Origin of the sequence: Stenotrophomonas sp., from assembly GCF_036662295.1 — a bacterium.
Taxonomy (GTDB): Bacteria; Pseudomonadota; Gammaproteobacteria; order Xanthomonadales; family Xanthomonadaceae; genus Stenotrophomonas.
Map to the genome: position 1 here is coordinate 32223 of NZ_JAVWXA010000011.1, position 23403 is coordinate 55625.

Annotated in this window: 15 protein-coding genes; 6 read left to right on the top strand and 9 right to left on the bottom strand. The window is 70.0% G+C overall.

Annotated features, from left to right (window positions below):
* Nucleotides 1-204: 204 nt before the first annotated feature.
* Nucleotides 205-1137, top strand: a complete 933-nt coding sequence (locus RSA25_RS03840) for a dihydrodipicolinate synthase family protein (RefSeq protein ID WP_332807589.1) — start codon at nt 205-207, stop codon at nt 1135-1137.
* Nucleotides 1134-2303 carry a mandelate racemase/muconate lactonizing enzyme family protein gene (locus tag RSA25_RS03845; protein ID WP_332807590.1) on the top strand — a complete coding sequence of 390 codons (1170 nt, stop codon included), beginning with the start codon at nt 1134-1136 and terminating at the stop codon, nt 2301-2303. Before RSA25_RS03840 ends, RSA25_RS03845 begins: the two co-directional genes overlap by 4 nt.
* A gap of 51 nt (nt 2304-2354) precedes the next feature.
* On the opposite strand, the gene RSA25_RS03850 is transcribed toward RSA25_RS03845, so the two are convergent.
* From RSA25_RS03850 to RSA25_RS03860, 3 genes are all read right to left on the bottom strand, one after another.
* A complete protein-coding gene (locus RSA25_RS03850) occupies nt 2355-3674 on the bottom strand; it encodes an MFS transporter (RefSeq protein ID WP_332807591.1) in 1320 nt (439 codons plus the stop codon).
* A 97-nt stretch (nt 3675-3771) separates the two neighbouring features.
* Nucleotides 3772-4491, bottom strand: coding sequence for a helix-turn-helix domain-containing protein (locus tag RSA25_RS03855; RefSeq protein ID WP_332807592.1), 720 nt, complete (start codon nt 4489-4491; stop codon nt 3772-3774).
* A gap of 70 nt (nt 4492-4561) precedes the next feature.
* Nucleotides 4562-5623 (bottom strand): S41 family peptidase, encoded by a 1062-nt coding sequence (locus RSA25_RS03860; protein WP_332807593.1) that lies wholly within the window; start codon nt 5621-5623, stop codon nt 4562-4564.
* 214 nt (nt 5624-5837) lie between these two features.
* Between RSA25_RS03860 and RSA25_RS03865 the strand changes: the two genes are divergently transcribed.
* Nucleotides 5838-7907, top strand: a complete 2070-nt coding sequence (locus tag RSA25_RS03865; RefSeq protein ID WP_332807594.1) for a TerD family protein — start codon at nt 5838-5840, stop codon at nt 7905-7907.
* 19 nt (nt 7908-7926) lie between these two features.
* Here the strand turns inward: RSA25_RS03865 and RSA25_RS03870 are convergent, their stop codons facing one another.
* From RSA25_RS03870 to RSA25_RS03895, 6 genes are all read right to left on the bottom strand, one after another.
* Nucleotides 7927-10920 carry an autotransporter domain-containing protein gene (locus RSA25_RS03870; RefSeq protein ID WP_332807595.1) on the bottom strand — a complete coding sequence of 998 codons (2994 nt, stop codon included), beginning with the start codon at nt 10918-10920 and terminating at the stop codon, nt 7927-7929.
* A gap of 129 nt (nt 10921-11049) precedes the next feature.
* Nucleotides 11050-12117: a heparan-alpha-glucosaminide N-acetyltransferase domain-containing protein gene (locus RSA25_RS03875; protein WP_332807596.1), complete on the bottom strand. Its 1068-nt coding sequence runs from the start codon at nt 12115-12117 to the stop codon at nt 11050-11052.
* Nucleotides 12114-13262: an N-acetylglucosamine-6-phosphate deacetylase gene (gene nagA, locus RSA25_RS03880; RefSeq protein ID WP_332807597.1), complete on the bottom strand. Its 1149-nt coding sequence runs from the start codon at nt 13260-13262 to the stop codon at nt 12114-12116. The genes RSA25_RS03875 and nagA overlap by 4 nt, the downstream gene beginning before the upstream one ends.
* On the bottom strand, nt 13262-14290 hold the full coding sequence (locus tag RSA25_RS03885) for an SIS domain-containing protein (protein ID WP_332807598.1): 1029 nt from the start codon (nt 14288-14290) through the stop codon (nt 13262-13264). Before RSA25_RS03885 ends, nagA begins: the two co-directional genes overlap by 1 nt.
* Nucleotides 14291-14297: 7 nt before the next feature.
* Entirely contained in the window at nt 14298-15365 is a 1068-nt protein-coding gene (locus tag RSA25_RS03890; RefSeq protein ID WP_332807599.1) for a LacI family DNA-binding transcriptional regulator, read from the bottom strand.
* Nucleotides 15366-15407: 42 nt separating this feature from the next.
* Nucleotides 15408-16700: a sugar MFS transporter gene (locus RSA25_RS03895; RefSeq protein ID WP_332807600.1), complete on the bottom strand. Its 1293-nt coding sequence runs from the start codon at nt 16698-16700 to the stop codon at nt 15408-15410.
* A 365-nt stretch (nt 16701-17065) separates the two neighbouring features.
* Between RSA25_RS03895 and RSA25_RS03900 the strand changes: the two genes are divergently transcribed.
* From RSA25_RS03900 to RSA25_RS03910, 3 genes are all read left to right on the top strand, one after another.
* A complete protein-coding gene (locus RSA25_RS03900; RefSeq protein WP_332807601.1) occupies nt 17066-18094 on the top strand; it encodes a glucokinase family protein in 1029 nt (342 codons plus the stop codon).
* A 136-nt stretch (nt 18095-18230) separates the two neighbouring features.
* Nucleotides 18231-20861: a TonB-dependent receptor gene (locus RSA25_RS03905; RefSeq protein ID WP_332807602.1), complete on the top strand. Its 2631-nt coding sequence runs from the start codon at nt 18231-18233 to the stop codon at nt 20859-20861.
* A 96-nt stretch (nt 20862-20957) separates the two neighbouring features.
* Nucleotides 20958-23294, top strand: a complete 2337-nt coding sequence (locus tag RSA25_RS03910) for a family 20 glycosylhydrolase (RefSeq protein ID WP_332807603.1) — start codon at nt 20958-20960, stop codon at nt 23292-23294.
* The last annotated feature ends 109 nt before the right edge of the window (nt 23295-23403 follow it).

Below are 23403 nucleotides of genomic sequence, written 5' to 3' on the forward strand. Positions count from 1 at the left end.
CCCCCGCGAACCGCATCCCGGATCCAGCGCTGTCCGGTCGTACTGTTGCGCTGCACCTTGGCAGCGTGTCGCTAATATAGCAATATGATTTGGACGCGCACGCTGCACTGCAACGTAAATGCAAGGGCCTTTTTGCGAGGCGCGCGATCCATCCTCTCCATCGTGTTGCTGCAAACGGTACATTTCATGCACAAGGGACCGGCTATGACTGAACTCCAAGGCGTTTTCCCCATCCTGCCCACCATCTTCGACCGCCATGGGGCGATCGACGAGGCGGGCACGGCGGCCGTGTTCGAGTACATCCTCGGCGCCGGCGCGTCCGGCGTGGTGTTTCCCGGGCTGGCCAGCGAATACGACATGCTCTCCATTGAAGAGCGGTTGCAGCTCACGGCCAGCATCGGCCGCTGGAACCGCGGCCGCGTGCCCTTCATCGTCGGGGCCAGCGCGCGCACGCTGGCCGATGCGGTGCTGCTGGCGCGCGCCGGTGCGCAGGCCGGCGCCTGCGCGGCGATGGTGCTGACCCCACACGCGCATGCCGGCCAGCCCGAGGCCATGGCCGCGTTCTTCGGCGCGCTGAGCGAGCAGGCCGGCATCGCGGTGATGCTGCAGAACGCACCGGCGCCGATGGGCGTGGGGCTGGGCGTGGACGAGGTGCTGGCGCTGACCGCGCAGGTGCCGGCCATTGCCTACGTCAAGGAAGAAACCATGCCGTCGGGCCATCGCATCACCGCCCTGGCCGAGCGCGGCAACGGCAGCATCGGTGCGGTGTTCGGCGGCGCCGGCGCGCGCTATGTGCTGGACGAACTGGCACGCGGCGCGGTGGGCACCATGCCGGCCTGCGAGATCACCGAAGTGCACGTGGCGATGCTGGCGGCCTGGGCGCGCGGCGACCACGGGCACGCGCGCGACCTGTTCGAGCGCACGCTGCCGCTGCTGAGCATGCAGGCGGTGTTCCGCTGGCGCCTGACCAAGGCGATCCTGCTCCGCCGCGGGCTGATCCAGAGCGACCACGTGCGCGCGCCGGGCCCGGCGCTGGACCGCTACGACGCCCGCGAACTGGATATGCTGCTGGACCGTATCAGCGACCTGCTGCCGATGGACGCCGTCCCCGGCCAGGCCAGGAGCGTCCAGGCGTGAGTGCCGTCCAGTCGATCGAGACCTTCATCCTCACCGTGCCGCGCAGCACGCCCTACCTGGGCCCGCTGGGCCCGGGCGAGCGCGTCAACGCGCGCGGCTACCTGGTGCGCCATGGCAACGGCACGCTGTACCCCACCGTGGACCGTTCGGTGCTGGTGCGCATCACCACCGCCGATGGCGCGGTGGGCTGGGGCGAGACCTACGGCATCTGCGCGCCGCGCGCCACCTGCGAAATCATCAACGACCTGCTTGCGCCGGAGCTGATCGGGCGCGACCCGCAGGACGTGGAGGCGATCTGGGACGACCTGTACGGCCTGATGCGGGTGCGCGGCTGTGGCAGCGGTTTCCACACCGATGCACTGGCCGCGCTGGACATCGCGCTGTGGGACCTGCGCGCCCGCGCCGCCGGGCAGCCGTTGTGGGCGCTGCTTGGCGAGCGCCAGCGCGAGCTGATCCCCGGCTATGTGTCCGGGCTGCCGGCGGCCAGCGTGGCCGAGAAGGTGCGCATGGCGGAGGCCTTCGCCGCCGAGGGCCACGATGCGTTCAAGGTGCACGCGGTGGTCAGCCATGACGGCATCGTGGAAGAGATGGCCGCCCTGCGCGCGGCACTCGGGCAGGAGGCCATGTTGATGGTGGACCTGCACTGGAAGTTCGACCACGCCCAGGCGTTGGCCCTGGCGCGGCAGCTGCTGCCGACCGGGCTGACCTTCATCGAGGCGCCGCTGAAGCCGGAGGACGTGGCCGGGCTGGTCGCGCTGGGCCAGGACAGCCCGATCCCGATCGCCGCAGGCGAGGAGTGGCCCACCGACTACGTGGCGCAGCTGCGCCTGCACGGCGGCACGCTGCGCTACGTGCAACCGGAGATGGGCCATACCGGCATCACCCAGTTCCTGCGCATCGCACGGCTGGCCGCACGGCACGGCGTGCAGGTGGCCCCGCATGCCACCATCGGCGGCGGCATCTTCATGGCCGCCAGCCTGCATGCGTCGGCGGTGATCGGCGGACTGTGGCGGCACGAGTGGCAGCACTCGATCTTCTCGCGCTCGGTGGAGATGCTCGACACCGACATGGCCTACGCCCCCGATGGCTACCGCCTGCCCACCGGCCCCGGGCTGGGCGCCGCCCCGAACGCACGCTTCTGGACCCACGCCACCGCCGTCGCCTAGCGCCTGTCGTGGGTTGGCCGCGCGTCGCGCGCCGCCGACCCACGGCCAGCGTTACGCCGGGGTGGCCGGCGACGGGCCGATGATGGTCATCTTCGAGCGCCGCGCCTGCTTGAGCGCGATCCATGCCAGGACCACGGCGATGGGATGCAGGAAGGCCATCAGCACGAAGGCCCGGTCGAAGTTGCCGCCGGCCACCAGGTGCCCCACCACCTGCGCCGAGACCATGCCGCCCAGCGCGCTGCCGCAGCCGACCAGGCCGGCGACCGAGGCGATGTAGCGCGAGGGGAACAGGTCCACCGTCATCGTGGTGAGGTTGATCTGGTAGGTGAGGTGGGCGAACGTGACCACGCAGGCCAGCCCCAGCAGCAGCGGGATCGGCGGATGCAGGGCCACCAGGATGCCGATCGGTGCCAGGCAGGCCGCGCCGATCATGGTGCACAGGCGCGCACGCACCGGGTCCATGCCACGCTTGACCAGCCGCCCCGAAATCAAGCCGCCGCCCACGCTGCCGATGTCCGCGGCCACGTACACGATCCAGGCCAGCGAGGCGATCGCCATCAGGCTCATGCCGCGTGCATCGCCCAGGTACTTGGGGAACCAGAACAGGTAGAAATACCAGACCGGGTCGGCGACCGCGCGCGAGGCGACCAGCGCCCACACCGTGCGGTCGCGCGCGAGTTGGCCCCACACCCCTTTCATCGACGGCGGCGGGGCGGCGGCCACCGGCGCCTCCAACGCAGGCGTGGCCACGGCCTCGGCAACCACGCCCGGCGACGGCGACGGCGACGACGCAGCGGCCGCGCGCGGCGCACGCGGGTACGCCCAGTACCACGCGATCATCCACAGCAGCCCGGCCACGCCGGTGATCCAGAACGCACTGCGCCAGCCGTAAGCCAGCGCGATGCCGCCGATCAGCGGCGGTGCCAGCGTCGCGCCGATCATCGCCCCGGCGGTGTACAGGCCCAATGCCAGGCCGCGCTGCGGCGCCGGGAACTGCTCGGACACCACCTTGGTGCCCACCGTGTAGTTGCCCGGCTCGCCCAACCCCAGGGCAAACCGCGCCGCGCCCAGTTCAACGGCACTGCGCACGAAGCCGGTGGCGATGTTGGCCAGCGACCACCAGCCCACGAACAGCAGCAGCGCCACCCGCGCCCCCAGCCAGTCGGTGACCCGCCCGGCCATGACATAGGCCGCTGCATAGGCGAACAGGAAGACCTGCACCACGCGCGCGTATTCCAGGTCGCTCATGCCCAGGTCGGCCTGGATGGTGGTGGCCAGGATCGACAGCGCCTGGCGGTCCAGGTAGTTGATGACCGTGGAGAAGAACAGCAGGGCCAGCAGCACCCACTTGGTTTTCGCGGTCCCGGTCACCGGCCTGCACGCTTGGACATCGCTGACGCCTCCCCCTCGGAAGGCTGCAACGTATTGCTATTGTAGCAACATGTCAAACCGCACTGCGGCAAACTCCTCAGCCGATTTCCGCCGCCGCCACGCGCAGCGCCGCCACCAGTTCGGCGGTGGCCGCCTCCGGGATCCAGCCGGACATCGCGATGCCGGCGTGCACCGGATCGCCCATGGCGATGGCCACGATGTGGTGGTCGCGCTCGTCGGCCACGTGCACCCGCGCATGGCCCTGCGCGCGGGTCAGCGCCAGGGTGGCCAGCAGCTGCTCGATGCCCTCGGGGAACATCGGGATCGGCCGGTCGGCGTACAGCTCGCGCACTTCCTCGTCGGACAACTGCGCCAGCAGCACGATGCCGATGCCGCTGGTGGTGGCCGGCAGCAGGCCGATGCGGCCCAGCCCGCGCGCGGCCTCGATCCCCGGCGGCGCATGGAACAGGTAACTCACGCTGTCATTCCACAGCACGCCCAGTGCCACGGTGTGGCCAAACCGACGCAGGTGCTCCAGCACCGGCAGCGCGCGCCGGATCAACCCGGAAGCGAACAGGCTCTGCGCGGCCAGCACGTGCATGCCCGGGCCGGCGGTGTACTTGCGGTCGGCGGTCTGGCGGGCGATGCCCAGGTAGGCCAGGGTCTTGAGCAGCCGGTTGACCCGGGTGGGGTTGGCATCCAGTTGCCGGGCCAGCTCGCGGCAGCCCACCGGCTCGGGTGAGGAGGCCAGCGCCTGCAGCGTGGCGATGCCGTCGATCAGGCTCTGGTTGGGCTGTGCATTGGGCTTGGTTCGCATCGGGAAAGCGTACTGCGCCCCTGCGGGTAATGCCACCAATAGCAACACGCCAGCCCGCGGCGATCGCCGTTCACGGCGCCTTGCAGGCCGGTTGCGCCAGCAGCCAGGCGCGCGCGGCGACGGCGGCGTCCTCGCCCTCGGGCAGGGTCACGTCCGGCTGCAGCTTGTGTCCGTCACCGGCCCCGGTGCGGTCGGCCGACACGCTGCGGGTGAGCAGCAGCAGGCTGCCATCGGCCAGCATGGGCGTGGTGTTGGCGGTGGAAAAACCCGCGCTGGGCTGGCCAAAGCTGCGCGCGGCCAGGCGCCCGCGGAAGGCCAGCACGAGGGCCTCGCCGGAGCTGGCGGTGCGCGCACCGAACAGCACCGCCACCGGCGCGCCGGGCTGGCGCAGTGCGTAGGCGGTCTCGCGCGAACCGACCACCGGCCGGTTGTCGACCCAGGCCGCGCCATCGCGGTAAGCCCACGGCTGGCGCTGGCCGCCGCTGAGGAACATCCCCACCGGGTCGGCACCGCGCGCATCGCCCAGCAACGGCCCCACGCCCAGCAGCATCGGCCACATGTTGCCGCCACGGTTGCCGCGCAGGTCCACGATCCAGCCGCAGCGCCGGCCATCGTCCTGGTCGCGGATGCGCGCCTGCAGCGCGATGGCCGCGCGCGTGCTGGCCTGGTTGATCTGCGCGCGCGACTGGGTGTGGTCATTGAGGTAGGTGTCCACGGCGATCCAGCCCAGCTGCGTGGTCGGGCCGCCATCGGCCTTGGTCGCGGAGGACGTCTCGGGCGCGGCCTGCATCGCCGCCTGGGTCGCCTTCGCGTGTCCGGCCCCGTTGCGCAGCTGCTGCGCCGATATCCAACGCCCATGGCCGTCGCTGCTGGTCCGGATCGCGGCGTCCAGCAATGCGCGCTGCCGGGTCGCATCGGTGGCAGCGGCCAGGTCGGCGCGAAGCCGTGACCAATCCACGCGGTCGCGGTACAGCGACTGCTGCTGCAGCAACTGCAGCATCTGCGCCTGCGCGGCGGCGCTGGGCACCTCGGCCGCGACGGCCGGCGACGCACGCGGTACCTCCTGCGCCGTGGCCAGGCCCGCCACCGTCAGTGCCAGCGTCATCACCCACCCGCATCGGGCTATCGGCATCGCGCTACATCCATGTAGAAGAGACGCCGAAGCTTAGCAGCGGCCACCAACGCTGGCGGGCAGGCGATCACGCTTCGCCGCGTCACCGCGTTGATCGCGCGCCCACTTGCTGGGTATGCTCTGTGCGGGGCGGCTATGGAGGCGCTTCCTTCCACACCTCGAACTAGTGCCTCCGCTTTCCGCCCCACCTCTTTCCCACGCCCGACAGTCCGCCATGAACCCGATGCTGTTGCGGCGCCGTTCCAAGGTCATCCTCCGTGCCGGCCGCGCGTACCAGTCGCGCGAGGTGATGGCCACGTTGCAGACCAATCTCGACGCGCTGGGGTTCGAGATGTCGCCGGCCCTGTGCGAACGCGTGGCCACGCTGTCGCGCAGCGCGCTGGACACCTTCTACCGACAGCTCATCCACCTGCTGCGCGAGATGCTGGGCGCGCACCGCGCCTATGCGCCGCTGTACCCGGATTTTCCGGCGCAGGTGATGAATGCCAGCGAGGCCCAGCGCTACTGGAACGCGTGGCAGCACTACCAAGGCCTGCTGGACCAGGTGGGCAGCGCCACGGCACGTGCCGCGCTGGCCCACCGCCCGCGCCGGCGGGTGCTGGACCTGGGCACGCAGGAGGAACTGGACGCGCTGTTCGCGCAGCTGGTGGCTGCGCGCACGCCGTACTCGCCCGAAGACCGCGCCGATGTGCGCTGGTATGTGGCCCAGTATCGCGAGCGCGCGCTGGGGCTGCTGCCGGACGCGATCACCTGCAGGGAAAACCTGGCGGTAGTGGTGGCCGCGCTGCTGGCCGAGGACGGCGTGGCCGATCCGCGCGTGCTTGCGCTGGGGCGCCATGTGCGCACCGCGACCGACGTGCTGCGCATCGCGGTGGCCCTGGACGATGGCGATGTTTCACTGGCCGCGCCCACCCGATTCGGCCGCTATCGCCGCCCGCTGCGGCGCGCATTGCTGGACTGGCTGGAGCGCGTGCCCAACCGGCTGGAAGACCTGCAGCGCTGGACCCCGCGCTGGGTGCGCCTGGCCGAACGCCTGCACCCGGGCGAGCACGCGGCGCGCTGCCCCGGCGTGGCCGCTGATTTTTCGGCCCTGCGCGATGGCCGCCGCCTGCAGGGCTTCAACGCGCAGGTCGAGCGTGCGCTCGGCGCCGATGACATGCCCGCCGCGCTGGCCCTGCTGCGCACCCGGCCGGGCGAGCTGGCGCGGCGACTGGATGTGATGGCGCGCCGCAGCGCGGATCCGCAGGCCGTGGTGGCCGCGTTCGGCCAGGCCGCGCCGTCGGTGTCCACCCCGGTACTGCTGCAGGTGATGACCCATTTCCAGCATCGCAGCGCGCCGCGACCGCTGCGCGCCTTCCTGCCCAAGGGCGAGGTGGGCAAGCTGTATGCCATCGCCGATACCCTGGCCCCGCTGGATGCCGCGCTGTGCGAGGCGCTGGCCAGCTGCTGCGAACAGGCGCTGCTGGCCCGCTTTGCCACGTTGCCGGCGTTGGGCGCCAGCTATATCGACCCGGCCCTGCACCGCTACCTGGTGCCGTTCTCGCAGCGCTCGGCGTCCAAGGCACTGCGCACCCTGGTGCGCGGCAGCCGCGTGCCGCTGCCCAAGGACAACACGCTGCGCTTCTTCACCTGGTGGCGCAACGGGCGCAGCCGGGTCGACATCGACCTGTCGGCCGCGCTGTTCGGCGAAGACCTGGCGTACATCGATACGCTGGCCTATTACAACCTGGTCACCTATGGTGCCCATCACAGCGGCGACATCGTGGATGCGCCACACGGTGCCAGTGAATTCATCGACGTGGACATCGACGTCTGCCGCGCGCGCGGCGTGCGCTGGGTGGTGATGTGCCTGACCAGCTTCAGCGGGCAGCCGTACTGCGACCTGCCCGAATGTTTCGCCGGCTGGATGGCGCGCACCGCACCGGGCTCCGGCGAGATCTACGAGCCGGCCACCGTGGTGGACCGTTTCGACCTGGCCTCCAACACCACCTTCTGCCTGCCGATCGCCTTCGACCTGGTGGAGCGCCAGGCGCTGTGGCTGGACATCGGCCTGTCCAGCCACCCGCGCATGCTCATCAACGTGGACAGCAACCTGGCCGGGGTGTCGCTGATGCTGCGCGCGATGTCCTCGCTGCCCAAGACCACGCTGCACACGCTGTTCGACCTGCACGTGCGCGCCCGCGGCCATGCCGTGCAGGACCCCAACGCGGCGCGGAGCGTGTTCGCCGTGCATCGCGGCATCACCCCCACCGACCTGCCGACCATCACCGCGGAGTACCTGTAGCCGGCGACCGGGCCGCCGGTTACCAGTCCAGGCGCAGGCCGATGTTGCCCTCGACGATGCGGCGTTCGCGCTGCGCACTGCTTTCCAGGTCGCGGGTGTAGTCGGCCACCGCGAACGCGCTGACGTTGGCGTTGAAGCGCGCCACCACGCCCACGCCCACCTCCAGCGCACGCGCGCCCTGCTGGTTGCCGATGCGGTTGCTGTCGAAGTCGATGCGGTCTTCGCCGTCCAACGTCTGCCAGTAATTGAGTTTGAGGTAGGGCTGCCAGCCGTTGCCGGCGATGTCGTAGTCGGCGGCCAGGCGCAGGCCGACGCGTCCGGTCCAGGCGCTGTCGGTGTCGAAGCGCAACGCAGACACCGCATCGCCCGCATCATCGACCGACGTGCGCTGCCAGATCACCTGCAGCTGCGGCTCCAGCCACCACGCACTCTGCCCGAACCGCAGCAGCGGCTTGCCCACTTCCAGCGAGGCGGTCGTGCCATCACCACGCACGTCGATGCCCAGCCCGCGCGAGGAGGTGGCCTCGCCGTCGTAGCGGCTCTGCATCACCACCGCGTCCAGATAGCCACCGGCACTGCCGGCGCGGGTCCAGTACAGGCCCACGTGTTTGTCATCCAGCCGTGTGCGACCGACCGCCACATTTTCCCAGCCGATCGCAAAACCGGTCACGTTGCCCTGCGCGCGGGTGCGCCCGACGAACACGCCGAGCTGGTCGCGGTGGGTATCGCTCGCATTGGCGTACAGGTCCACGCCGGCCTGGAGGCCCTGCACGTCCCCGTCGAAGCCGGGCTGTGCGTCGCCTTCCCAGTGTTGTTCGTGGCTCTGCCCCACCAGCCGCGCCCAGGCCGCGCGCACGCCGCCCTGCCCGGCCAGCAGGCGTTGCTCGCCCTGGCGTTCGTGGAACGTGCCGAGGCTGGCCAGGCTGGTCTGCCGCAGCAACGGCGGCACCACCGCGTACAGGCCGGTCTCCACGCGGTACAGCGGAATGATGTCGCCCTGCGCGGGCCGCGCGCCAGGCGTGGGCGGCACCGCCAGCGGCCCGGGTACCGCAGCCACGTCGGCGGGCACCGGCGGCGGGGTGTCGATGGTGGGCGGCGCCACGTCGGGCGGTGGGGGTGGCGGCGGTGGCGGGGCCGGCTCGGGTGCGGCCGGGTTGGGATCGTCGGGCGGGTTGACGTCCGGCGGCGGCGGCGGGGCCGGCGGCAGGACCACCGGCGGGGTGCCGGTGCTGTCCGGTGGCGGCGGCGGTGCCGGGGTGCCGCCGCCGGGCGGTGGCGAGGGCGCCGGGGTGACACTGGCCACCAGGGTCGAGCGCAGGTACCAGTTCTCCGCCGTGCCGTCGCTGACCCCGCCCTTGAACAGGAAGTACTCATACGCGCCGGCCGCGACCGGGTTGTACAGCGCGAACGCCGCAGGCGCGGTGGTGGCGCCGTTGATCGCCTGCACCACCAGGATGCCGTCGGCCACCGTGGCCGCGCCCGCGCCGCCGGCGTTGAGGATGCCCACCCCGGTGGTGCCGCTGGCGCTGCCGGTGGAGATCACCAGCCTGTCCGAGGCCGCGTTGTCGCCGCCCAGCACCGTGTCGAGATACAGCGCGCCACCATTGCCGACGTAGTTGCCGACCACGGTGAAGGTGTCGCCGGGCCCGCCACCGTTGCTGAGGTCGATGCGGCCGGCATTGCCGAGGGTGGCCAGTTGCCCGGCCATGAACGGGGCGATGCCGCCGTTGCTGCCCCCACCGAACACGGCGCTGGTGGCATCGATGTCCAGCCGGCCGCTGCCGGTACCACTGTCACCGAGCACCAGCGTGCCATCGAAGGTGAGCTGGGTATCGTCGCGCAGGGCCACCTGCTCCCAGTTGCCCAAGCGCGCCACGCCGCTGGTCTTGACGTTGTCCAGCCCGAGCACATCGTTGCCCGGCCCACCGTCGAAGGACGGCAGCGCGCCCAGGTGGGCATTGTTGAGGTTGGTCAGCTGCGCCACGTCGTCGCCTTCACCGAAGTCGATGGCGCCGTACACCACGCCGCCGCCCTCCCAGGTGAGGCGATCGTTGCCGAAGCTCAGCCGGATCTCGCCGCGCACGGTGCCGCCGGTAACGGTCACCGCATCGTCGCCGCCGCTGACGCTGATGTTGCCGCCGATGTAGCCGTCGGACAGCACGATGGTGTCGCGGCCGAAGCCGGTGACCAGGTTGCCGTCGATGGTGCCGCCGGACATCAGGAAGGTGTTGTCGTCCAGCTTCATGTTGACCCGGCCGATGCGGCCGCCGGTCATCTCGGCGTAGTCGCCATCATCGAACGCCCCCACGATGCGCCCGCCGGTCATGCGGAAGCGGTCCAGCGCATCGCCCTGCAGCAGGGCGCCGATGCTGCCGCCGGTCATCAGGAAGGTGTCCACCCCACTGCCCTGCTGCACGGTGCCGGTGACGCTGCCACCGCTGATCTCCAGGCTGTCTTCGCCATCGCCCTGGTCGACGCTGTCGATCACCCCGTCGCGGATGACCAGCACGTCGTTGCCGGCGCCCTGCAGCACGCCACACTGCAGGCTGCCACCCAGCATGTCGATGCGGTCGTTGCCGCTGCCGGAGACCACCGCGCCGGTGCTGCCGCTGATGGTGCCGCGGTTGACCAGCCAGGTGGCCCCGTTGAGCTGCAGCGCGCGGCCGGCCGTGGCGATGAGGCTGCCATCGTTGGTGATCTGGTGGCCGCTGCCATCCTGCACGGTGAGCGCGGCGCCACTGGCCACGGCCAGCTGCGCGCCGGGCAGGATGTTGAAGGTGACCGAGGACGCACCGGCCACCGTGCCGATGGCGACCGTGGCCGGGTTGGGCGGCGCGCTGGAACAGGTGACGGTCTGCCCCGAGGTGGCGCCTGGGGTATCGCAGCCGGCCCAGGCCAGCGATGCGGTGGTGAGCAGTACGGTGCCAAGGGCGCCGCGGCGGCCCTGGCGCACGCAGGCGCCGAGGCGGTCGGCCAGCAGCAGGCGTGCCGGCATGGAGAGCGTGGGGCGCATACACCAGTCCTGTTCAACAAGAGGAGTACGGCACAGGCGACATGCGAAACAGGGGGACGCCGGCACCGGTACTGTCCCTGCCGATGGGTGAGGAACCCGTAAACATGTGATGTCGGTTGTGGGGGTGTCTCAGATCTTCAGGTAGATCCGGCGCCGGTCCAGCGCCCACACCACGCCCCACCACACGGCCACGAACAGCACCGCGCAGAGCAGCGAGGCCAGCCGTGGCGCGGCCGGGAGCAGCGCCGACAGCGTCGCATACAGGCCTGCCCAGGCGCCGCTGGCGATCAACACCAGCGCCATTGCCGAGGAGCCCAGGTAGGCGGCAATCGCATTGACCCCGAAGCGGCGGCCGATCGCCGGCACCCCGGCGCGGTCCACCAGCCCATGCGCCAGCAGCAGCGCGGCCACCGACAGGCCACCGGCCCACAGCACGAAGCTGGGCGTCCACAGCTGCTTGTTCAAGGGCAGCACCGTAGCCACCAGCGCCCCGCCGAGCAGGCAGGCCAGCGCCAGCAGCGCCAGCGCGCGCCACCGCCCGGCGCGCAGCCAGCCCCCGGCCAGCAGGCCCAGCAGCGTGCTGGCCAGCGCGCCGGCGCTGCTGAGCAGGCCTTCGGGGTCATGCCCCAGCCCGGTGAGGGGGTCGTAGCGGTACAGCAGCGGCGCGAACAAGGCCGTGTCCACGCGGCTGGCCGGGTTGTGCCACGGCGCCAGCGACGCCGCGCCCAGCAGCACCACGGCGTACCCGCCCAGCAGGCCGAGCAGCACCGCCCATTGCACGCGCACGGACGCGTAGATGGCCAGCAGGCCCACGCCGGCCACGCACAGCGCGATGCGCTGCAGCACGCCCCACAGCCGGTATGCCGGCAGGTCGAGCAGGCCCCACGCGAGCAGGTGCAGCAGCGCGCCGGCCACCAGGATGCGCAGCGCACGCTGCAACAGCGCGCGGCGCAGCGCCGGTCGCCGCGCGGCATCGGTGGCGCGCGGGGCCAGGCTGAAGGCCATCGACACCCCGGCAATGAACAGGAACAGGGGGAAGATCAGGTCGGTGGGCGTGAAGCCATGCCAGTCCGCATGCAGCAGCGGCGCATACACGTGGCCCCAGTCGCCGGGATTGTTGACCAGCAGCATCGCCGCCACGGTCAGCCCGCGCAGGGCATCGATCGAGCCCATGCGCGGAGCGGCGGCCGCGCTCATGCGTCCTCGCGCTGGCCGGCGATCCAGGTGCTGCGCACCTGCAGCGCGTCGTCCAGCAGCACCAGGTCGGCCTGGTAGCCCTCGGCGATCTCACCCAGGCGATCATCCAGGTTGAGGAACTGCGCGGGATAGCGCGAGGCCATGCGCGCCGCTTCGGCCAGCGGCAGGCCGAGCAGGTGCACGGCATTGCGCACCGCCGTGGCCATGTCCAGCGCCGAACCGGCCAGCGACCCGGCCGCGTTGCGCACCACCCCGTCCACGGCGGTGATGACCTCGCCATACAGTTCATAGCTGGGGCTGTCCGCGCCCACCGGCGGCATCGCATCGGTCACCAGCATCACCTTGCCGCGCGGCTTGGCCGCCAGCGCCACGCGCAGGCTGGCCGGGTGCACGTGCACGCCATCGGCGATGATCCCGATCCAGCTGTCGCGGTCTTCCAGCGCCGCGCCCACCGCGCCCGGCTCGCGCCCGGTCAGCGGCGACATCGCGTTGTACAGGTGGGTGAATCCGCGGATGCCCGCCTCCAGCCCGGCGCGCGCTTCCTCGTAGGTGGCCGCGGTGTGGCCGGCGGCCACGATCACGCCGCGCTCGACCAGCGCGCGGATGCTCTCCAGCGGCACCCGCTCCGGGGCCAGGGTGAGCAGGGTGACGCCGTTGTCCAGCGAGGCCGCCATCGCGATCTCATCGGCATCGGGCACGCGGAACTTGTTGGCGTCGTGGGTGCCCTTGCGTGCCGGGGCGATGTACGGCCCCTCCAGGTGAATGCCGAGCACGCCCGGCACGCCCTGCGCGATCGCCGTGCGGGTGGCGTCGATGGCCTGGCGCATCACCTGCACGTCGTCGCTGATCAGCGTGGGCAGCAGCCCGGTGGTGCCGAAGCGGCGATGCGCGGCGGCCAGCCGGCGCAGGCTGTCCACGTCGGGCGTGTTGTTGAACAGCACCCCGCCGCCACCGTTGACCTGGGCATCGATGAAGCCCGGCAGCAGCCAGCCGCCGCCCAGGTCCACCTGCTCGTCGGCACTGCCCAGCTGCGGGGCTGCGTCGGACAGCAACGCGGTGATCACCCCGTCTTCGATCACCACGGCCAGGTCATCGCGGAACTCGTCGCCGGCCAGCAGGCGGGCATTGCGCAGCACGGTCTTCATCAGACGGTTTCCGTCACCTTGTTCAGATGCGGCGGCAGGTCCGGGTTGTGGCCGCGGCGCAGGGCGAGTGCGTTGATGGCGCGATAGAACGCCTGCACGGTGAGCAGTGGCGCGCATGCCGGGTGCGGCGCGGCCGGCAGCGCCAGGTCGCCGCCCTCGTCGGCCAGCCACACCTGCGCATCGCGCGCGCCGAACTCGGCCAGCACCGCGCGGGTGCCGGCGCCGGTTTCATCCGGCTGGGCGAAGGCCAGCACCGGGAAGCCGGGGCCCACCAGCGCCATCGGGCCGTGTTTCACCTCGGCAGAGCTGTAGGCCTCGGCATGCAGGCCGCAGGTTTCCTTGAATTTGAGCGCCGCTTCCTGCGCGGCGCCCAGGCCCAGCCCACGGCCCAGCACGAACAGGTTGTGCGCCGGCACCAGGCCGTCGGTCAGTGCGGACCAGTCGCTGTTCCATGCCGCGCGCAGGGCGTCGGGCAGCGCGCGCAGCGATGCGATCAGCGCCGCGTCCTGGCTCCAGTAGGCCACCAGCTGCAGGATCGCCGACAGCGAGGCCAGGTAGCTCTTGGTGGCGGCCACGCTGCGCTCGGCACCGGCGCCGAGCGGGATCACCGTCTCGGCCAGCTGCGCCAGCGGCGAATCCTCCACGTTCACCAGTGCCACCACGCGCGCGCCGGCGGCGCGCGCGGCCTCGGCGTTGCGCAGCAGGTCCGGGCTCTTGCCCGACTGGGAAATCACGATGTAGAGCGCGCCGCGCAGCTTCAGCGGTGCCTCGTAGACCGAGCCCACCGACGGCGAGGCCGAGGCGGTGACCAGGCCCAGCCGGGTTTCCAGCAGGTACTTGGCATAGGTGGCGGCATGGTCCGAGCTGCCCCGCGCGCAGGTGACCACGAACGGCGGCGGTGCCGCGCGCAGGCTGGCGGCCAGCGTTTCCACCGCGGCCTGGTTGCGCGCGAACTGCGCGGCAATCACGTCGGCCGCTTCGGCCGCCTCGCGGTACATCAGGGTGTCGTGGGGGGCAGGCAGGGACATGCGGGACTCAGGTGGTTTCAAGGGAAGGAGGGCGCGCGCCCTGCGGGCGCATCGGCGCGGTGGAGCCACGCACCACCAGCTGCGGCACGAAGCCCTGGTTCTGCAGCTGCAGCGGTGCGTCGTCGTAGGCATCGCTGCGCAGCTGGGCGATCAGCAGGCGCGCGGCATGCCGGGCGATGTCTTCGGTGGCCTGCTTGGCCGTGGTCAGCGGCGGCCACGACTGGCGCGAGAACGGGCTGTCCTCGAAACCGGCGATGGACAGGTCGTAGGGCACGTTCATGCCGGCGGACTTGGCCGCGGCCAGCACGCCGGCGGCGATTTCATCGTTGGAACCGAAGATCGCGGTGGGCGGCTCGCGCAGCGCCAGCAGGCGCCGCGCGCCGCGGAAGCCATCGTCGAAGGTGTAGTCGCCCTGCACCACCAGGTGCTTGTCGATGCTCATGCCGTAATCGCGCAGCGCCGCCTCGTAGCCGGCATGGCGCTCGCCACTGGAGCGGTGCGAACTGCCGCCCCACAGGAACCCGATGCGTTGGTGGCCCAGCTGGATCAGGTGCTCGGTGATTTCATACGCGGCCTCGCGGTCGTCCACGAACACGCAGGCGCCGTCTTCCGGGTCGGCGGTGGCGGCGATGATCCGCACCAGCTTGATCCCGCGCGCGGTGAGCGCGGCCACCAGGTCGCGGCGCTCGGACATCGGCGCAGTCAGCACCAGTCCGGCCAGCCGCGAGCGCTGCACCCAGTCGGCCAGTTCCTCGGCCAGCATCGGGCTGCTCGAATCGCAGGGATGGATCTGCAGCCCGAAGCCGGTCTCGCGGCAGGCCGCCAGCACGCCGTTCTGCACGCCGATGATGTGGTACGGGTTGGGGTTGTCGTACACCAGCCCCACCACCAGCGTGGTGCCGGTGCGCAGGTTGCGCGCGGCCGGATCGGGCTCGTAATCCAGCTCGGCGATGGCGCGCAGCACGCGTGCCCGGGTGGCCTGCATCACCGACGGTTCGTTGTTGATGACGCGCGAGACGGTCTTGAGCGAGACCTTGGCCCGCTCAGCCACATCCTTGATGGTCGCTCTGCGCATGCTCTTTTCCTGCCGCTCCGGTGGGACGTCCATGATCGCCGATCACTGCCCGTCGCGGGGGAGCCCGACCCGATGGCCGCGCATGGAATAGAACAGGATGTACAGGTAGCACGGCACCATCAGCCCGGCGAACACGATCTGGAAGTCGACGTGCTGCTTGAGCACGGCAAACGCCTGGGGAATGATCGCGCCGCCGGCGATGGCCATCACCAGCAGCGCCGAGCCGGTCTCGGTGAAACGGCCCAGGCCGCGGATCGCCAGCGGGAAGATGGCCGGCCACATCATCGCGTTGGCAAAGCCCAGCGCGGCCACGAAGCCCACCGACACGTAGCCATGGGTGAGCAGCGCGCCGATGCTGAACAGCACGCCCAGCACGGCGGAGATGCTCAGGTAGCGCGACTGCGACACCCGGTGCGGGATCAACGCCAGGCCGACCAGGTAGCCCACCAGCATCGCGCCCAGGGTGATCGAGGTGAACATCTTGGTCTGGTCCAGCGGCAGGTCGAAGCCATGCCCGTAGGTGCCGATCGCATCGCCGGCCATCACCTCCACGCCCACGTAGACGAACAGGCACAGCACGCCCAGCCACAGGTGCGGGAACTGGAAAATGCTGGTGCGCTCGGCGGTGCCGGGCGCGCGCGCCGGGGTGGCGTTGGCTTCGGCGGTCTTCAGCTCGGGCAGCGGCGAGAACAGCACGCCGATGGCCAGCACCACCAGCAGCCCGGCCATGGCCATGTACGGCAGCTGGATCTTGGCGGCGAATTCATCCAGCAGCACGGTCTTGGCCGCCGCATCGGCCACCTTCACCTGCGCGTCCAGGTCGCCGATGCCATGCAGCACCAGCGTGCCGATCAGTACCGGGGCAAGCATGCCGGCGATCTTGTTGCAGATGCCCATCAGCGCGATGCGCCGCGCCGCCGTCTCGATCGGGCCGAGGATGCTGATGTACGGGTTGACCGCGGTCTGCAGCAGGGCCAGCCCGCTGCCGATCACGAACAGGCCGCCGAGCGCGCCGGGATACCAGCGCTGCTGGGCGTAGTGGGCAAACACCACCGCGCCGGCGGCCATCACCAGCAGGCTCAGGCTGAGGCCCTTCTTCATGCCGGTGCGGCGCAGGATCCACGAGGCCGGCAGCGCCAGGAAGAAATAGGACAGGTAGAACACCATCAGCACCAGGAAGGCGCCGACTTCGTCCAGCTCGAAGGCCAGTTTGACGAAGGTGATCAGCGGACCGTTGAGCCAGGTGAAGAAGCCGATCAGGAAGAACAGCACGCCGATGATCAGGATCGAGGTGAGCACGCTTGAACGCGCGGAAGCAGCAGGCACGGCAGACATCAAGAGAGCTCCTGCATCGACGGCGCGGGGCGGCGTCGGAAGAGTGGCTGGGAACAACGTTGTCACATTTATTCGTCGGCGCCGCCGGGTTTGTCAACACGTGGTGTCGGCGACGGTGCGCGCGGCGCGCATGCTGCACCTGCGCAGAGGCCACGCCCCGCCACGCCTCGCGGTACTCCGCGCCCTATTTTCAGCGGCGTTGCAAAAACATGACGGGGGTTGGATGAAAACGTTTTCTGATGACAGCGCCCGCTGCGCCGCAACATCGAAAGTGTGAGGTTATCGTTGACATCGTTGTCAGAACGATTACAGACTCCGCCTCAATCGCCGGGTCAGCCCGGCCGCGCACATCCAAGGGAGCCCGTGTGACCGCAGCCGCCCACTCTGTACCGGCCCATGCCCTGCCCGCCGCGGTGCCGCCGTTCCTGGCCGCCGACGTGGGCGGCACGCATGTCCGCGTGGCCAGGGTGCAGGCCGCCGCCGATCCCGAGCATCCGGTGCAGCTGCTGGAATACCGCAAGTTCCGCAATGCCGATTACCCCGGCCTGAGCGCGATCCTGGCCGAGTTCCTCGGCAGCGGCCCGCGCCCGGCCCATTGCGTGGTGGCCACCGCCGGCGTGGCCCGGCTCGATGGCACGGTGATCAGCGCCAACCTGCCGTGGCCGTTGTCGGCCCGCCGCATCGAACAGGACGTCGGCCTGGACCAGGTCTACATCGTCAACGACTTCGAAGCCGTGGCCTATGCCGCCGCCCAGGTCGATGCCAGCGGCGTGCTCCAGCTCACCGGCCCGGCCAGCGCCCCGCGCGGCCCCACGCTGGTGGTCGGCCCGGGCACCGGGCTGGGCGCGGCGGTCTGGATTCCCACCGCGCATGGTGCGGTGGTGCTGGCCACCGAAGCCGGCCAGCCCACGCTGGCCACCACCACCGAACTGGAAATGGCGATCGTGCGCCAGATGCAGCGCGAACACGCGCACGTCTCGGTCGAGCACGCGCTGTCCGGCCCGGGCCTGATGAACCTGTATCGCGCGTTGTGCGCGCTGGAAGGACGCAGCCCCACCCTGGCCACGCCCGATGCGGTGACCGCCGCGGCGATGGCCGACCAGGACGCCACGGCCCGGTTGAGCCTGGAGGTGTTCTGCGGCCTGCTCGGCAGCACCATCGGCGACATGGCCCTGCAGTACGGCGTCACCGGCGGGGTGTACCTGGCCGGCGGCATCCTGCCGCAGATCCGCCAGTTCCTGTTGAACAGCACCTTCGTGCCCCGCTACCTCAACAAGGGGCCGATGCGCGAGGCGCTGGAACGTATTCCCGTGAAGGTGGTCGAGCACGGGCAGCTGGGCGTCATCGGCGCCGCCAGCTGGTACCTGGGACATAGGGACCACCCGAACGCCTGACGGCGCGCCGGGCAAGCACTACGCAGTACGTGGCACCCATGGCGCGGCCCCGGTTTGGGACGCGCGGCAAAGTCGTACCAGACGCAAGAAGACACGCCGTCGCCGGCGAACCATCGGATTGATGAGGAGAGACATCATGAACCACCGCAAGAGTCTGCTTTCGGCAGCCATTTTCAGCTGTCTGGCATTCGGCGCGCAGGCGCAGGAAGCGGCCAGCACCCCGACCGACCTGGACACGGTCAGCGTGGTGGGCATCCGTGCCAGCCTGGAAAAGTCGCTGGACACCAAGCGCAACAACGTGACCGTCTCCGAGGCGATCACCGCCGAGGACATCGGCAAGTTCCCCAGCACCAACGTGGCCGAGGCGCTGTCCCAGCTGCCCGGCATCTCGCTGGACCGTCGCTTCGGCCAGGGTGAGCGGGTCAGCATCGACGGCACCGATCCCAGCCTCAACCTGTCCTTCCTGGACGGCCACCCGGTCGCGCAGGCGATCTGGCTGTACGGCGAGCAGCCCAACCGTGGCTTCGACTACACCCTGCTGTCGCCGCTGATCCTGGGCCGCATGGAAGTCATCAAGTCCTCCGAAGCGCGCCTGACCGAAGGCAGCCTGGGCGGCACCATCCTGATGCACACCCGCCAGCCGCTGGACATGCGCGCCAACGAAGTGGCCGCCTCGGTGGGCTACAGCTACAGCGACCAGGCCAGCAAGGGCAAGCCCAACGCCTCGGCGATCTACAGCTGGAAGAACAACGACGAAACCTTCGGCATCAACGTCGCCGCCCAGCATTACGAAGAGCGCGTGGACCGCCAGGGCATGGAAGTGTTCGGCTACGCCAAGGCCTCCACCTTCACCAACGCCACCGGCGTGGACCCCAACGCGGACGTGCCCAACTCGGTCAACGCCGCGTGGTTCCAGCAGGACCGCAAGCGCGACAGCGCGGTGGTCAACCTGCAGTTCAAGCCCAACGAGCAGCTCGAGTTCAACCTGAGCGGCCTGTACATCAAGGAAAACTTCGACAACTACAACCAGTCGATGTACTCCTTCCTGACCTGGAACCCGGGCACCGTCAACGCCGTCAACCAGCTGGGCGACGTGCGCAATGGCGTGGTCAGCAGCGGCCATTCCAATGCCAGCGCGATCGCCAACAGCGGCACGGTGATCTACGACAACAACGTGCGCGAATCCGAAGTGGTCACCAAGGGCCTGGACCTGCGCGGTGCATGGAAGGGTGAAGGCTGGGGCATCAGCGGCCAGGCCGGCCAGAGCAAGTCGGACAACAAGGCGCTGGCCCAGTACTTCATCGAGCCGTTCTACAACGGCGGCTTCAGCTGGAACCTGGACAACGGCATCACCTTCGACAACCCCGATGCGGCCCGCAACCCGGCCAACTGGGGCTCGGCCGGCGGCTGGTTCGGCAACAACGGCATCTTCTCCACCAGGAGCAAGGACACCTACGCCCAGCTCGACTTCAACGTGCAGTTCGACAGCATCTTCAACTCGCTGCAGTTCGGCGCGCGCCACGGCAAGCATGAAGAAAGCTTCGACCTCAACGTGTACGGCGGCGTACGCCCGGGCACCCTGGCCGACGTGGGCACCATCGGCCTGACCAACATCCAGGGCTTCGCCGACGGCCAGGGCCGCCACGTGCAGGCCGGCCGCGACAACGTGCTGAACTGGGTCAAGGGCAGCCCACTGGACTTCGCCAACCCCGATGCCGCCAGCTACCTCAACAACAGCTGGGCACTGGAGCAGACCAACAACGCGGCCTACGCGCAGTTGAACTTCTCCAACGGCCCGGTGCGCGGCAACGTCGGCGTGCGCTACGTGGATTCCAAGACCGCCGGCAGCGGCTTCGTCTACGGCGGCACCCCGACCCTGACCGACCTGGACGCCAAGTGGCAGACCCGCACCCGCAAGGAAGACTTCGTACTGCCCTCGGTCAACCTGGTGTATGACACCGACAACGACTGGGTGTTCCGCTTCGGCGCCAGCAAGGTCATCGCCTGGGCTCCGTACAACCAGATGGTGAACAACACCTTCCTCAACGACACCACGCTGACCGGCAGCGGCGGCAACGCCGACCTGTCGCCGTACGAGTCCTGGAACTACAACGTCTCGGCCGAGTACTACTTCGCGCCGCAGTCGGTGGTGGCCTGGTCGCTGTTCTACAAGAAGATCGACAACTACATCGACACCAGCGCGGTGATCGAACGCCAGTACAACTCGATCCGCGACACCTCCCCGGCCACCTGGGCGAACATCGTCGGTACCAACGGCTGCGCGGCCGACGGTTACTGCGATTACAGCATCCAGCGTCCGCGCAACGCCGGCAGCGGCCACGTCAAGGGCTTCAACCTCAGCTTCCAGCAGCCCTTCGGCGAGAGCGGCTTCGGTCTCACCGCCAACTACACCTATGCCAACGGCGAGAACAACTCCGGCGATCCGCTGCCCTACCAGTCGCGCAACTCGGTGGCCTTCAGCCCGTACTACGAGAAGGGCCCGATCAACGCGCGCCTGACCTACAACTGGCGTGACAGCTACCTGGCCGGCGGCTACGTGGCCGGCTCCGCACCGGCCAGCGTGGACGACTACGCCGAACTGGGCGCCAGCTTCGGTTACACCTTCAACGAGAACTGGTCGCTCACCCTGGACGCGCAGAACCTGCTGGATGAGGAATACTTCCAGTACGCCGGCGACAAGGAACACCTCGCCTCGCGTTACAAGAGTGGCCGCCGCTACATGGCCACGGTGCACTTCAAGTTCTGATCCAGGCCGCACCCTGTTGAACGCCTGAACGACGGGCCCGGACCTCCGGGCCCGTTTTTACAGGTGGAATCCGATTCGCTACAAAGGAATGACCCGATGCACACCCGCACCCGTCGTACCTCGCTGTCGCTGCTGTCCTTCGCACTGGCCCTGTCCCTGGCACCGCTCGCGCACGCCACCGATGCACAGGCGCCCGATGGCCCGCGTGCGCGGCCCGGTGCCCTGCCGCTGATTCCCGCCCCGGCCCACGTTGAGCGCCTGGAAGGCGCCGCCTTCAAGCTGGCCGCCAGCACCCCCGTGCGGGCGCGCGGCGAGGCAGCCACGCGCGTGGCCGGCCAGTTCAGCACCCTGTTGCGCAACAGCGGCGGCCCCACGCTGCAGGTGAGCAAGGGCAACGGCAAGAACGGCGTCAACTTCGTGCTGGACACCGCGCTGAAGACCGGCGCCGAAGGCTACCAGCTGCGCAGCAATGGCGACGGCGTGACCGTTGCCGCAGCCACCGAGGCCGGCCTGTTCTACGGTGCGGCCACGTTGTCGCAGCTGTTCACCAGCACTGCCGACGGTGCCCTGCCCGCACTGCGCATCGACGATGCCCCCCGTTTCAGCTGGCGCGGCCTGATGCTCGACTCGGCCCGCCACTTCCAGAGCCTGGACGAGATCAAGCGCGTGCTCGACGCGATGGCCGAACAGAAGCTCAACACCTTCCATTGGCATCTCACCGATGACCAGGGCTGGCGCATGGAGATCAAGCGCTACCCGAAGCTGACCGAGGTCGGCAGCTGCCGCATCCCGGCCGGCGATGGTGGCCGCGACCCGGTGACCGGCGCGGACCGGCCGTACTGCGGCTTCTACACCCAGGCGCAGATCCGCGAGGTGATCGCCTATGCGGCCGCGCGCCACATCCAGGTCATCCCCGAGATCGACGTGCCCGGCCATGCCACCGCCGCGATCGCCGCCTATCCCGAGCTGGGCACGCTGGCGACCCCGCTCAAGCCGCTCAGCGAATGGGGCGTGTTCCCCAACCTGTTCAACACCGAAGAGAGCACGTTCCAATTCCTCGAGAACGTGCTGGAAGAAGTGATCACCCTGTTCCCGGCGAAGTATGTGCACGTCGGCGGCGACGAAGCGGTCAAGGACCAGTGGGAAGCCTCGGCGCGCGTGCAGGCGCGCATGCGCGAGGTCGGGGCCGGCAATGAAATGGAAATGCAGAGCCACCTGATCAAGCGCCTGGAAACCTTCCTGGAGCAGCACGACCGCCGCCTGATCGGTTGGGACGAGATCCTCGAGGGCGGCCTGCCGCCGGAAGCCACGGTGATGTCCTGGCGCGGCACCGAAGGCGGCCTGAAGGCAGCCAGCGAGGGCCACGACGTGGTGATGTCGCCGGTCACCGACATGTACATGGACTACCTGCAGACCACCTCCGACAACGAGCCGCCGGGGCGCCCGCTGATCACTCCGCTGGCGCGCGTGTACGGCTTCGAGCCCGTGCCCGACGCGCTGGCCGCCGACAAGCGGCAGCACATCCTGGGCCTGCAGGCCAACATGTTCACCGAGCACACCCGCAGCTACGCGCGCCTGCAGCACAACCTGTTCCCGCGCCTGGCCGCCGTGGCCGAGACCGGCTGGTCGCCGCGCGGGCGCCGTGACTACGCCGACTTCCTGGCGCGCCTGCCCACCCAGCTGCAGCGCTGGCAGGCGATGGGCCTGGCGTATGCGCAGACCCCGTTCCAGGTGGAACAGGACAGCCGCGAGGACCGCAAGGCCGGCACCGTGACCGTGGCCCTGCACACCCCGCTCAACTATGAGGTGCGCTACAGCGTTGATGGCAGTGCGGTCACCGCGCAATCGCCGCGCTACACCGCGCCGCTGACCGAGGCCCTGCCGGTGACGGTGCAGGCGGCCACCTTCTTCCAGGGCAAACCGCTGGCCAGCGCCGCCAGCCGCTTCGAGCTCACCGCCGCCTCGCTGCTGCGCCGCAACGACCAACAGCTGGCGATGTGCCCGGGTGAGGGCAAGCTGCTGCTGCGTCTGGAAGATGACGGCCCGGCCGACGGCGAGCGCGCCATCTTCAACGTCAACATCTTCAACCCGTGCTGGGCGTGGAAGGACGCCGACCTGGCGGGCATCGCCACGGTGCGCGTGCGTGCCGGCCAGATTCCCTACTACTTCCAGCTGGCCCACGACGAGCCGCAGCGCCGGTTCCATCCCGCGCGCAGTGCGCATGGCGAGATGGACGTGCTCGCCGGCACCTGCGAGGGCACGCCGCTGGCCACGGTGACGCTGCCGGCCGCGCCGGGTCCGGATGGCTTCATCACGCTGGACGCGCCGCTGCCGCGAACGGTGAAGGGCACCCAGGACCTGTGCGTGCGTTTCACCGGCGACACCCGCCCCACGATGTGGGTGCTCGACGAGCTCACCCTGGTGCCCCGCTGACCGGTAGTGGCGGGCGGGGGGCCGGGGGGCGGGGCCGCCCCGCGCGCCGGGGTGGGGGGCCGCCGGCCCCCCCCCCCCACCACCCGGCCCTTGTCGATGACCGCAATGC

Bases quoted from the DNA above. Each gene is read 5' to 3' on its own strand.
- RSA25_RS03840 (WP_332807589.1), top strand. From the start codon at position 205: ATGACTGAACTCCAAGGCGTTTTCCCCATCCTGCCCACCATCTTCGAC.
- RSA25_RS03855 (WP_332807592.1), bottom strand. From the start codon at position 4,491: ATGCGAACCAAGCCCAATGCACAGCCCAACCAGAGCCTGATCGACGGC.
- RSA25_RS03860 (WP_332807593.1), bottom strand. From the start codon at position 5,623: ATGCCGATAGCCCGATGCGGGTGGGTGATGACGCTGGCACTGACGGTG.
- RSA25_RS03865 (WP_332807594.1), top strand. From the start codon at position 5,838: ATGAACCCGATGCTGTTGCGGCGCCGTTCCAAGGTCATCCTCCGTGCC.
- RSA25_RS03870 (WP_332807595.1), bottom strand. From the start codon at position 10,920: ATGCGCCCCACGCTCTCCATGCCGGCACGCCTGCTGCTGGCCGACCGC.
- RSA25_RS03875 (WP_332807596.1), bottom strand. From the start codon at position 12,117: ATGAGCGCGGCCGCCGCTCCGCGCATGGGCTCGATCGATGCCCTGCGC.
- nagA (WP_332807597.1), bottom strand. From the start codon at position 13,262: ATGAAGACCGTGCTGCGCAATGCCCGCCTGCTGGCCGGCGACGAGTTC.
- RSA25_RS03885 (WP_332807598.1), bottom strand. From the start codon at position 14,290: ATGTCCCTGCCTGCCCCCCACGACACCCTGATGTACCGCGAGGCGGCC.
- RSA25_RS03890 (WP_332807599.1), bottom strand. From the start codon at position 15,365: ATGCGCAGAGCGACCATCAAGGATGTGGCTGAGCGGGCCAAGGTCTCG.
- RSA25_RS03895 (WP_332807600.1), bottom strand. From the start codon at position 16,700: ATGTCTGCCGTGCCTGCTGCTTCCGCGCGTTCAAGCGTGCTCACCTCG.
- RSA25_RS03905 (WP_332807602.1), top strand. From the start codon at position 18,231: ATGAACCACCGCAAGAGTCTGCTTTCGGCAGCCATTTTCAGCTGTCTG.
- RSA25_RS03910 (WP_332807603.1), top strand. From the start codon at position 20,958: ATGCACACCCGCACCCGTCGTACCTCGCTGTCGCTGCTGTCCTTCGCA.